Annotated in this window: 12 protein-coding genes; 3 read left to right on the top strand and 9 right to left on the bottom strand. The window is 47.0% G+C overall.

What is annotated here, in order from left to right; translation table 11 throughout:
- Positions 1–59: 59 nt before the first annotated feature.
- From P3L57_RS03940 to P3L57_RS03930, 3 genes are all read right to left on the bottom strand, one after another.
- Positions 60–704: a Bax inhibitor-1/YccA family protein gene (locus P3L57_RS03940; RefSeq protein ID WP_059293873.1), complete on the bottom strand. Its 645-nt coding sequence runs from the start codon at positions 702–704 to the stop codon at positions 60–62.
- A gap of 114 nt (positions 705–818) precedes the next feature.
- Positions 819–986: a YezD family protein gene (locus P3L57_RS03935; protein ID WP_044163542.1), complete on the bottom strand. Its 168-nt coding sequence runs from the start codon at positions 984–986 to the stop codon at positions 819–821.
- A gap of 155 nt (positions 987–1,141) precedes the next feature.
- Complete coding sequence (locus P3L57_RS03930) at positions 1,142–2,011, bottom strand: STAS domain-containing protein (RefSeq protein WP_044163541.1); 870 nt, start codon at positions 2,009–2,011, stop codon at positions 1,142–1,144.
- Between the two features lie 197 nt (positions 2,012–2,208).
- Here P3L57_RS03930 and P3L57_RS03925 point away from each other — a divergent pair, with 197 nt between their 5' ends.
- The 3 genes from P3L57_RS03925 (at position 2,209) to hmoA (ending at position 3,670) form a co-directional block, all read left to right on the top strand.
- Entirely contained in the window at positions 2,209–2,787 is a 579-nt protein-coding gene (locus P3L57_RS03925) for a hypothetical protein (RefSeq protein ID WP_069487626.1), read from the top strand.
- Positions 2,788–2,882: 95 nt separating this feature from the next.
- Positions 2,883–3,245 (top strand): VOC family protein, encoded by a 363-nt coding sequence (locus tag P3L57_RS03920; protein WP_069487627.1) that lies wholly within the window; start codon positions 2,883–2,885, stop codon positions 3,243–3,245.
- A gap of 101 nt (positions 3,246–3,346) precedes the next feature.
- Positions 3,347–3,670, top strand: coding sequence for a heme-degrading oxygenase HmoA (gene hmoA / locus P3L57_RS03915; RefSeq protein ID WP_024120514.1), 324 nt, complete (start codon positions 3,347–3,349; stop codon positions 3,668–3,670).
- A gap of 36 nt (positions 3,671–3,706) precedes the next feature.
- On the opposite strand, the gene P3L57_RS03910 is transcribed toward hmoA, so the two are convergent.
- The 6 genes from P3L57_RS03910 to P3L57_RS03885 form a co-directional block, all read right to left on the bottom strand.
- Positions 3,707–4,402, bottom strand: coding sequence for a DUF421 domain-containing protein (locus P3L57_RS03910; RefSeq protein ID WP_044163534.1), 696 nt, complete (start codon positions 4,400–4,402; stop codon positions 3,707–3,709).
- A 76-nt stretch (positions 4,403–4,478) separates the two neighbouring features.
- On the bottom strand, positions 4,479–5,822 hold the full coding sequence (gene lplD, locus P3L57_RS03905; RefSeq protein ID WP_069487628.1) for an alpha-galacturonidase LplD: 1,344 nt from the start codon (positions 5,820–5,822) through the stop codon (positions 4,479–4,481).
- An 8-nt stretch (positions 5,823–5,830) separates the two neighbouring features.
- Positions 5,831–6,718, bottom strand: a complete 888-nt coding sequence (locus P3L57_RS03900; RefSeq protein ID WP_044163530.1) for a carbohydrate ABC transporter permease — start codon at positions 6,716–6,718, stop codon at positions 5,831–5,833.
- 13 nt (positions 6,719–6,731) lie between these two features.
- Complete coding sequence (locus P3L57_RS03895; RefSeq protein WP_059293876.1) at positions 6,732–7,688, bottom strand: ABC transporter permease; 957 nt, start codon at positions 7,686–7,688, stop codon at positions 6,732–6,734.
- Between the two features lie 54 nt (positions 7,689–7,742).
- On the bottom strand, positions 7,743–9,251 hold the full coding sequence (locus P3L57_RS03890) for an extracellular solute-binding protein (RefSeq protein WP_059336070.1): 1,509 nt from the start codon (positions 9,249–9,251) through the stop codon (positions 7,743–7,745).
- 122 nt (positions 9,252–9,373) lie between these two features.
- Positions 9,374–11,947: an exo-rhamnogalacturonan lyase family protein gene (locus tag P3L57_RS03885; RefSeq protein ID WP_069487629.1), complete on the bottom strand. Its 2,574-nt coding sequence runs from the start codon at positions 11,945–11,947 to the stop codon at positions 9,374–9,376.
- Between the last annotated feature and the right edge of the window lie 42 nt (positions 11,948–11,989).

The raw sequence follows: 11,989 nt of genomic DNA, 5'->3' as shown, positions 1-11,989 counted from the left end.
CTATTGTACATAAATAACAATTTCAAAAAGCGCCTATCTCAATGACAGGCGCTTTCTGATTAATCATCACTGTTTAAAATGCCAAAGAAGCGAAGCAGGTTGATGAACAAGTTGATAAAGTCAAGATACAGTGACAATGCCATAACCGGAATTAAGTCCTCTGTAATATGACGGTGTTTGATTTGGTTTAAATCATACAAGATGTAAAGGGAAAAGACGATGGTTCCGATCACGGAATACGCCATCATCGCCGCTGAGTTTAACGGGCTGAAAATGTTGAAAATGCCCACCACTGCGAGTGCGAGCACCGCTACCAGCAGAAATGACCACAGGAAGGATAAATCCTTCTTCATTTTTGCGCCGATTGTGCCGAGAACGGCAAAAATGACAAATGTAGAGCCAAAGGCTTCAAGCACGACATAGGCGCCGGCGATAGAAGCGTAGTGGCTGACGATCGGAAATAACGTAATGCCGGAAATGAAAGCGAATGTATATACAAACGCATACCCGACCGCTTTTCTTCTGCGCATCCAGAAGGCCAGAATAATCATCCCCACTTCAAGAATGGAAAGCGGCAGCATCAAAGCGACAGGAACAAATTGGCCGATATAAAGGCCGACAGTCGCGATCAGCAGCGTGAAGACAAAGACTGTCAAAATGCGCTGCATGATCGATTGCTTACTCTCGTGAACCGTAGCTTGCATGTCAAAAATCCTCCTAAGAAATGATCTTAAAGGTCTATTATATAAAAAATGGATGAAATATGTATATGTTTTAAGGAGAATTTATGTCGAACAAAGGCCTTTAAAAAACCTCTTTTACTTCGATTCTTTGCTTTTCAGTGAGAAACGGTGCTTTTCGACCTTCTCAATCTGTGTGATCTGGGAATCGTGTACGGTGATTTGAACGGTGCCGAAATCCAGTGTTTCCAACGAACTGATGATTTTTTCAATCACTTTCGGATCAACGGTTGTTTTTGAAACCAATGACCTTCCCCCCTGTTTGGTTTTAATTCATAGTATTCTTATAAGAATTATAATATTATGTTTTTTCCAATAAATCAATGGTGATTTCTATTCAAATCAAAAAGGCATATGATCACCTCATCAAGGGGCGGTCATATGCCTAATCAGATTTCATCTTAGTTTTCTTCCAATTCCTCAACAATACAGCGGACGCCCATGTTTTCAAGCGCCTGCTTCAGCGTGCCGTATGTTTCATATTCACTGAAATCGAGCCCTAATTGAATGGATGTTTGGGCTACATCCGGTCGAATGCCTGAAAATACGGCTTTGACGCCAAGTAAGAAAAGTGTTTTTGACAGGTTGTACAATTGCTGTGCAACCATTGTATCCACAATCGGGACGCCGGAAAGATCGACAACAAGACTTGTGATTTTTCTCTCAATGCATTGGACAGGCACTGTCTCTAAAATCACCTGCGCACGTTTTGTGTCGACAGAGCCAATCAGCGGCAATATGCCGATTCCATCCGCAATGGAAATCACCGGACAGCCTAATTCACTGATTAATTCCTGCTGAGAAGTGAGCCTCATCAGCATAAATTTTTGATACTGCTCGGAAAACTCAATAATCAGCTTATCGAAAGACTGATTCACAGTACGGTTCCAGCGGTCAGCATCCTCATTTGTGACGATATCCCGATGCTCTTTTATAAACGTAACGACAGCATCCCAGAATGCGATTCTTGAATTTGATATGGCTTCGACGACCTCATGCACCGGAACATCTTGCTCTACTCTGTTTTTCGCAACATTCAGCGCCCATTTTGCCATATTGTCTTGAAATTCGGTTTGTTCCTCCAGGAATGCACTTGCGATTGTTATATTCGTAAACGTATGCTGCTCTGTCAAAAGCTTTTTCGTTTCTTCACTTAAATGGTCGGCGGAGTATAATTCGCCTTGCAGCTGACTTCGTAAACTGAACCATTTCTCAGTAATGTCAGCCGTATGGTCTATGATATATTGATATAGTTTTTGATCGATATTCACGGTCTGTCTCCTTTTTCATAATAGAAGCTCTTATATTATAAAATTATAAATCGGAATTGTGAATGGGACTAGGGAAAAATGGATTGTTTCTGCACACTGAGCGCATGCCAATTTCATCCATAGGCAGATTCACTAATATAAGCCCACTCTCATATCCTGTCAAATGTACAGTTTACTATGAGAAAGGACGTTATGATATGTATTATCATCCATATATGTATGACGGACCGATTTATGATCCATGGCTCGCAGTTGAATATGATTACCGCTACCCAGTTGGATACCCAGAGCCTGGAATTGGCGGAGGCGCCGTGCCCGGAATTGGCGGAGGCGCTGGGCCCGGAATTGGCGGGGGTGCCGTGCCCGGAATCGGCGGAGGCGCCGTGCCCGGAATTGGCGGGGGTGCCGTGCCTGGTATAGGCGGAGGCGCCGTGCCCGGAATTGGCGGGGGTGCCGTGCCTGGTATAGGCGGAGGCGCCGTGCCCGGTGTTGGAGGCGGGGCGCCGCAAGGTCCTCCCCCGCATAAAAAGCCGGCAAAACCGACAAAGCCTCAGGGCTTGCATGGGGCGGCTTATTTAGTTGAACCCGTTCTCATTCAGCCTTGCCTCTTCCGTTTTACCTATGTTTGGTTAACCAACGGCAGCTCATTTTGGTTCTATCCAGTCATTCTTGGCAGAGAATCCGTCGGCGGCTTTTATTGGGATGCCTCACACCACCGCTGGTTTTATTACGCCTTGGACACAAAACATATAGATGTCGTAAGCTGCTCATTTTAATGGTAAATCAGCCGGTTCTCCCGGCTGATTTTTCTGTGTTACTTCAGCTTTATAAAGGTTATGATATACATATCTATCGAATTGGAGGTTTCCCTATGATCAAACAAATCGGCACTGTGGCTGTATATGTTGAGGATCAGCAGAAAGCAAAGCAATTTTGGTTGGAGAAGGTCGGTTTTGACATTGTGGCGGACCATCCGATGGGGCCAAACGCAAGCTGGCTGGAGGTCGCACCCACGGGGGCACAGACTCGTTTAGTCATTTATCCGAAAGCGATGATGAAAGGCGCCGAACACATGAAGGCTTCTATTGTCTTTGAGTGTGAAGACATCTTTGGTACATATGAAAAAATGAAGGCAAACGGCGTAGAATTTCTCAGTGAGCCGAACCAGATGGACTGGGGCACCTTTGTTCAATTTCAGGACGAGGACGGCAATGAGTTTTTATTGAAAGCATAAGTGTGACGGCGGAGAAAATGCTCCGCCGTGCTCTTTTTTTGACATTGAGAATGAATTTCATTTACAATAACGGATATATGAGCGTGATTGGGGAGAGATACATGTTTGTTCAGTTAAGAAAAATGACGGTAAAAGAAGGCCATGCTGATAAAGTGATCGAACGTTTCAGCGCTGAAGGAATCATTGAAAAACAGGAAGGCTTAATTGATGTGACCGTGCTTGAGAAAAACGTCCGCCGCGGCGATGAGGAAGTCGTTGTCATGATACGTTGGCAATCCGAGGATCACTGGAAACAGTGGGAAAAAAGCGATGCGCATATCGCTGGGCATAAAGCGAACAAAGGCAAGCCAAAACCTGACTATATGATCAGCACTGAAGTGAGCATGTATCACGTGAGAGCTGTTAAACAAGGGACTCATCAATAACGAAAAAGAGCTTGGGCTATGCCGCAAGCTCTTTTTTCATGAGGATCTGCTTTCTTCAAATGTGATGGCGTACAGCGGTTTATTAGGATGCCATTCAGCAAATAATACATCCTTAGTCTTTTCAATCCCCTGCTTTTTCAGCGTTTGCTTCAGCCACTGTTCGTCTACCCCTGCTTCTCGCAGGTTGTCATACACAATCTCCCCATCAAGAATTAAAGTGGTGGGCAAAGACACATTTTGCTGCGGAAGATTCATATCTTTTCTCGTCGGATTGCCAAAATCGGATTTCTGAAGAACACTGACCATCCCGTTTGTTTCTAATATGGCATATTCCACTTCCTGTATGGAAAAGCAGCCTGCCTGCCTTAAAAGGCTCTGCAGCTGATTAATGTCGAGCTTGTTTTTCTTCAGCATTTCATATTTGAGCTTTCCATTATGGATGACGATATTCGGTTCACCTTCCAGGAACTTTCTGGACCCTTTTACTTTTTGGGTAATGAATTCAATTAGATAAATCAGCAGTCCCCACAGCAGCGAAGCGAAAATAATCTCTCTGATCTTAATTTCATGATCGTACACTGCATTTCCGACCAGTTCCCCTAAAATCAATGCAGAAATAAAGTCAAACGGCGTGATTTGAGAGAATTGGGTTTTTCCGAGAAACTTCAAAATGACAAATAAAATACCCAAACCGCAAACTAATTCTACCGCTACATTGAGATAATCTCCCATGTTGATAGCACCTACTTCTTAAGAGCTACTATCATTATGGTCAACTGCACGTTTTCTAAACGGTCACTGATCGCTATTAAAAATTCGGCTGGTGCTTTGAAAGCATGTCGTCAAAAAGCTGCTCCGCATCACGGCGGTCGAGCGTGACAAGCGGGTCATTGAGAAACGCTTGAAAAGCGAGACCGCGGTCCTTTGTTAGCCCCGCTTCCGCCACTGCCTCCTGATTGGATACGTGTCGTGCCGCCAGCATTTCCACACCCTTCGGCAGCGCTCCGGAAACAATCGGCTGGACACGGTTGCGCGTAATGAATGCGTTTGTTTCCACGATCGCATCTAATGGCAGATGAGCGACCTGGCCTTGATTCGGCAGATTCACATTTGTTACAAGTTCGCCCAGTCCGAGGAGCGCCGCCATGATGCTCACGCCCTCTTCTCCTGATGCTTTCCTCTCAACACCCTGTTTTTGCTGTGCCATGTGATCCGTTTCTTTTTGTTTCCGGTTTCTGTCCTGTTTTCTGAGGGATATGGGTGTCAGGTGAAACTTCCATGTCTCAGGCTGTTTGAGATAACAACCGGGGAGAAACTCAGCCAGGTGCCTGTCACCGGCAGCGGGGATGGCACCGTACGCTTCAAATAAATCGAATGTAATACGGTGCGCAGAGCGAAATACGCTGTCCTTCCAGCTTTCCCCCTCCAGCTCATAGCCGGATTCGGCATAATGCGCGCAGAAATCACGGAAAACAGGCAGCAGATCAATATGCCGGTAAGAAGCTGCTGTGACCCATGTAAAATGGTTAATGCCCAGCACATGAACATGGACGTCTTCACGCCGCTTTACCTCTAGTCCAAGCCTATCTGTAACCATCTCCGCCAGCAGTTTTTGCGTGCCGAATATTTCGTGGCAGCAGCCGAACGCTTTTATGCCGGGAAACACTTTATACAGCGTTCTCGTGCACACAGACATTGGGTTTGTATAATTAATGACCCATGATTCGGGGGCGTAGTCTCTTATTGCCCGGGCAATTTCTGCAAACATCGGAACGGCCCGCAAACCTCTCATGATTCCCCCCGGGCCAACAGTATCACCAACTGATTGATAGATGCCGTATCGCTCAGGCAGATGAACGTCCGTTTCCATGTCATCCAGAGTGCCCGGCAAAATCGAAATAATCACGATATCCGCACCGGATAACACTTTTTTCAAAGTAGACACCGCCTCGTACCGCCATCTGCCGTCTCCGCTGTTATTGCCGATGATTTCATTTTTCTGCGCCGCTTCAACATTCAGATCATAGAGCGCCACCATGCCTGACATTCGGTCATCAAGGGACAAATCGCTCATTAAGCTTCGGGCCCAGCCTTGGGAACCCCCGCCGATATAGGCGATTTTGATCTGATCTAACGTACTGATATGAAACACTCCCTTTCTCAGCCTTTCACAGAACCGATCAGCATTCCTTTGGCAAAATGTTTTTGTAAAAATGGATAAACCGCCAAAATCGGTATGGTTGCGATGACGATGACAGCAAGCTTAATCCCCTGCTCCGGCGGAATGGTATTTTGCATCGTATCGCCATTGGTCGCCGTTAAGTCCGATAAAATCGTGACCTGGCGGAGCACCATTTGCAGCGGCCATTTTGCACTGTCATTGATATATAAGAGAGCATGGAAGAAATCATTCCAAATCCCGACCGCATAAAACAGCGCAAAGGTGGCAATGACCGGCTTTGACAGCGGCAAAGCAATCCGCCAAAAGACGCCGATTTCTGAACAGCCGTCAATTTTTGCTGATTCCTCAAGCTCCCGCGGCAGCTGCTGAAAGAAGTTTTTGATAATAATAAGGTTAAACGGATTGATCGCCATTGGCAGGATCAACGCCCAATAGGAATCCAGCAATCCAAGTGATTTGACAACAAGATACGTCGGAATCATCCCCCCGGAAAACAGCATCGAGAAAATCACAAGGTTTAAAAGCAGATTCCGTCCCTTCACATGCCGCTTCGCCAGCGGATACGCCATCGTAAAGGTGAAAAACAATTGCACGGCTGTCCCGACTACGGTAATGAAGATGGATACGCCCATACTTCTGATAAACGTCGGTGTCGAAAACACGTACCGATAAGCGTCAAGGGTAAAGGTTTTCGGGAAAATAAAGAAGCTGCGCTGAGCCAGCTCAGCTTCTGTCGCAAAGGAACCGGCGATAATATACAAAAACGGCAAAATGGTAATCGCGCCGACGCCGCCAAGAAACAAAATGTTGCAGACGTCAAATACCCGTCCGGCTTTTGTGTTGTGCATCGTATGAATGTCAGCCATACCTCTCCCCCCTTTAAAACAATCCTTCCTGATCGAACTTTTTCGCGATGTAATTGGCACCGAAAATTAAGATAATCCCGACAACTGATTTAAACAAACCGACAGCTGTGCTGTAGCTGTACGCGCCTTGGGTAATCCCCATCATGTAAACGTACGTGTCGAAGATGTCAGCCACGCTGCGGTTAAGCGAGTTTGTCATCAAATACACCTGTTCAAAACCGATATTTAAAAAGCTTCCGATCCTTAAAATCAAAAGAACAATGATGGTGCTTCTGATTGCCGGAAGCGTAATATGCCACATCCGCCTAAACCGGCCGGCCCCATCCATAATCGCCGCCTCATATTGCTCCTGATCCACCGTTGCCAAAGCGGCGAGAAATAAAATCGTTCCCCAGCCTGTCTCCTTCCAGATGCTTTGCATGACAATCATCGGCCGGAACCAGTCAGCGTCTGATAAGAAAGAAATCTGATTCCCTGTCAGGCTCATGACCATTTTGTTGATGACGCCTGTATCGACTGTAAAGAAAACAAAGGTGATGCTGACCACGATTGTCCATGAGACAAAATGGGGCACATAAATAAGGGTCTGAATGCACCTTTTATACACAGCCTTCCTCAGCTCATTCAACAGCAAAGCCAAAATGAGCGGCGCGGGAAAGGCAAACAGCAGATCAAGGCTTGCCAGCATGAGCGTGTTGCGCAGCAGCCGGAAAAAATCCGGATTCATAAAAAAATCTTTAAAATAATCAAGACCAACCCATTCGCTTTTCCAGAAGCCGAGATATGGCGAATAATCCTTAAACGCGATAAGCACGCCCCACATCGGCAGGTATTTGAAAATCAGAAAATAAAGCAGACCGGGAATAAGAAGAAGATAAAGCCATTTGTCTCTTTTGAGCGCAGCCATCCAGCTGATGCCTTTTCCAGCAGCGAGAACTGGTGCGTTTCCCTTCTTCGGCACCGTTTCCATATCTGTTCTCCTTTCGTGTTACCGATGCGCCCGCTGAACGGCAGGCGCATCGGTTTATTTTGACGATTGATACAATTTGTTTAAGTCCTTCATCAGTTCATTGCCGCCGCTGTTTTCCCAAAGCTTCACCGCATCCTTGAAGCCTTTTTCATCGATTTCTCCGATAATAAATTGTGTTCTTGCATCGAGAATGATGTTGTCCAGCTGGGCTCCTTTTTGGGTATATACATCGGATACAAGCGACTCAGCCGGGTTAAAGACGGCTATTTTTTCTCCTTCAGTGATGATGTCCTTGCGATGCTGGAAGAGCTTTGTTTTCTGATCTTCGATGTAGTACTCGCTTTTCGGGATGGACATGCTGAACTGAGCCAAGCCTTCATGCTCATACAGAAGGGATTTGTTGTTTTTTTCAAGAGAGGTGAATACGCCGTCCTTCAGCTCATAATTACGGCCCTCGACTCCGTTGTTGGTCAGAATCTGCGCCTCCTTATCGTTCAGCTTATCGAGGAAGGACAGCACCTCTTTCAGCTCTTTTTCCGTTTTCACGCTTGATTTTGGTATCGCGATCATGCCTGAATATCCTGATGTCGGGAAAGTGCGCTTGCCTTTTGGTCCTTCTACTGTGCCGACGATATCAATGATATCCTTGTTCGACTCATCTGCTTCTTCCATGGCGCTTTGAATTTGCGACGCTCTGGAGCCTGTATCAACGATGACACCCGCTTTTCCTTTTACAACCGGGTCATTCCACTTCGCCGAATCCATAACAGCGAAATCCTTGTTGATCAAGCCTTCATCATACAGCTTCTTAAAGAAGGTGAGCGCCTCCATATATTCCTTCGTTGTAAAATCAGGCACCAGCTTTCCGTTTTCAACGCCGTAGCGATTCGGGGCGCCGAACCAGATTTGCAGAACATCCCACGGGCTTCCGTTGCCAAGCCCCATCCATTTCGGCACGACCATGCCGTACGTATCGTCCTTGCCGTTTCCGTCAGGATCTTTTTCCTTAAAAGCCTTCAGCACTTCATAAAAATCATCAAGCGTTTCCGGCATATCGAGCCCGACGTTTTTGAGCCAGTCGGTTCTGATGATCATACAGGCTCTGATCAAGTCTCTCGATCTGTAGACCCCGTACACCTCGCCATTTACCGAGCTGTTCTTGAGTATCTTTTCATCAGCCTGGCTTATATTCTTGTAGTCTTTTAAATAAGGAGACAGCTCCCAAAAAGCGCCCGCTTTGACAGACTTAATAAAGCCGGCTGACTTATCTTTAATCACAATCGCATGCGGCATCTCTCCAGAGGCCATGACGATGTTAAATTTATCGTTGTAGGATGAATCAGGCACCCATGTGACCTTAATATCTTTGCCTGTGTATTTCTCTAACGCTTTTAATGATGGGCTTTTATCACTCGGGCTTTCCGGTGACAGCAGCGGTGCCATGATGTTAATCGTGTTTTTTGAATCGCTCGCTGAATTGGATGTTTCTGAATTGCTGCACCCGGCTATCATCATGGCAGCGAGCGGTAAAGCAATCCATCTTTTTCGTATTCTTTTTTTCATGATGCGTAAGTCCCCCTTTTTCTCCTTTTTCATTTCTCCTTTGCCACCCTTAATATAAAGCGCTTACATAAATTCTTGCAATCTTCATTTTTTGCATCATTTCTCCTATGAATTGACGGCAGTTATCCTTTTTTGCCGGATGTATCCTTTTTTGCGGGGAGGTATTCACCAATTAATTCAAGTGCCGCAATGACATTTAAACACCATTGGGAGACAGTGTTTGTCGTTACCCACGTAAGCTCTTCAAGCTGAGTCCACGTCTCGATTTGCGCGGGTTTGATCGGAAGCGGCGTATGGCTCAGTTTATGGTCGAGCAAAAGATTCCACGCTTTTTCGGCGAGGTTATGGTCTTGTTTTTTTCTCGCAGCATAGGCTGTCATACCAGCCGCAAACATCGGCCAGTGAAAATGCCCGTCATGGAGCGCACCTCCGCTTTTTTTGCGTTTTTCTTCATCACTGAATGTGTAAAACTCGCCGAATTCACTCAGCATTTCCTTCCATTCACGGTCATCGAGAAGCTCAGCCAGCTCCATCCACACTTGCGGCGCGCCAAACGCAATGATCATATGATAGCCGCCCGCGATGCCGTCTCCCATGTGATGAAGCATAGATGTCGCCGGATCATATTCAAACGTCGGACCTGATAATAAGCGAAGGGGCAGGGGTTTCAGGCAGCTGATGCCAGTTTGGATTTTCCTGAGATATTCAGGATTCTCAGTCCGCTCCCATTCCGCCAGCCAGTTCGAGCAAAACGCCGCCCAGTCCGGCCCCGTTCTGACGTGAGTCGGGTGCTCTCCTTTCTCGTAGAAAGCACGCATCGGATCGGTGTTCACTAGGGCGGCATCGGCGTCCTTCACTTCCGTCAAAAGATCTCCCGTGCGCTCATCGCCCGTCAGATAATAATAGAATTTATAAAGGCCGGCCATGCTGATTCTCGCTTCCTTGCAGCCGCATCCCCAGTGCACCACGTTATGCCGGGAGCCAAGCCCCGCATATTCTCCGAGATGAAAACAGTCGGTTTCACTTGTATGGCGGGTCATTGCTTCTGCCATTCGGAACAGTTCTTCTCTGCCGGAGCGGAAAAACGCCTGCCACAGCCACAAGGTTGGAACGAGCTCATTATTTTGCCACGCGTACCCGCCGAGATCATACCGCCACATATGCCGGACCGGGTCATACGTATGCATGACGTCTCCATAGTTCCAGAACCCGTACCATCTGCGCTGCTCCACTTCTTTTTGATAAAACGAGAAGGCGGCGTCCAGCTGTTCTTCCAGCTCTTTTTTGACCGGATCGGCCGTATCGATTACACTCCAAACGCCAAGCGCTTTTGACTCGTAATAAACGTCCGGCTCACAAATAAGCAATGGCGGCGCCTGCCATTTGTCCGCTAACGCATTCAGCACGTCATCAGACGGCATCTGAGAAAAGCATGACAGGCTGATGTCGTTTGTGTTGGCAATGCCTGTCGGATCAGAGCGCATCTCATCAAACCCTTCGTACGCGCTGACGACATGGGTGTCCCCTGTATAATGCCTGAAATCCATTGCTTCCGCGTCTGGCGGCCAGAGCCAGACGGTCAAGTTCGGCTGATCACCGGCAAGACCTGTTATCTCAAGTGACGACGGATATTTTTCAAAAAAATACCGCAGACCGAGCGCTAAGCCTCCATTTTCGCCGCCCGCATAGCAAAGCCCCTTCGCCCGCGTACCATGCAGCATGTCAACCCATGAATATTCCTTTTCGGTCCGTTTTGCCAGTCGGTAATGATCGCTGGAGTCCTGAACAAGTTTCATATCATTCCAAACTGCGTTCTGTACGCCGTGTGCGAACCAATCCTTGTGCTCTTCACTTGGAGAAATCGGTTCGCCGTTGATGTGCCGCTGATAAAGTGGATGCCGTTCATTCCATTTGCGGGTGCCAAACAGCTGGGCGGGTTCCTTATAAACGCCTTTGTCCCCCGCAAAACGGAAATGGCGGTTGTACGGCTCTCCCTGTAAAAAGAGGTCAAACTGCATGCCAAGCCCTTTGATGAACTCTCGTTTGAAATTTCTGTCGATCAGCTGAGTGTGCATGATATTCATCTCTGAAAGCCCGGCATAAAACGTCAATCTGATAATGAAGGGCAGCCATTCTTCATTTGTCTTTTGGAGTACATGCCCCCCCTCAATCTTGATGACTGCTTTTACAGGACCTCTCTGTTCAATGACCGCACGTTTTATGAGACTGACCGATGTTTCATGAGAGAAAACCTTTTCCGCCGCCATCTCCTTTCTCGTTTCCTTTATTGCGATCAGCCGCCCGCCTGCGGCGATCGGCTTTCCGTTAATCACCAGCGATTGAATGATGTCGGAACCTGTTTTATTCACAGTGCAAACAAGCGCCCCGGTATCCACTTGAATTGCACCCTTTGACTCGTGGATCATGAGCTTTTTCGCTGGCAGCTGGTTTTCATCTCTTTGAAGGGTAAAGCTTGTATCGGTTTGCTCACTGAACACAGCCGCGTGCTTCGTCCATTTGATGCTCCCGTCCGGCCAATAGGCCGACGGATCGCTTTGCACATAGCGGCTTTCACCCTTTGCATTTACAAGCGCCAGACAGTCTCCCTTTTTCAATTCACCTCTTTTCCAAGGCACACCCCACGTTACGCCGCTTGTCAGCTTAGGCTGTTCTGATAGCCATTTGATCTTTTTCATCGGTTCTCTCCTTCCATATAAAAAAGCTGATTCAATGCAAAG

The organism is Bacillus sp. B28 (genome assembly GCF_029536185.1).
GTDB classification, from domain to species: Bacteria; Bacillota; Bacilli; order Bacillales; family Bacillaceae; genus Bacillus; species Bacillus halotolerans.
Note: the sequence above shows the minus strand (reverse complement) of the source record. Positions and strands in the feature narration are given on the sequence as shown.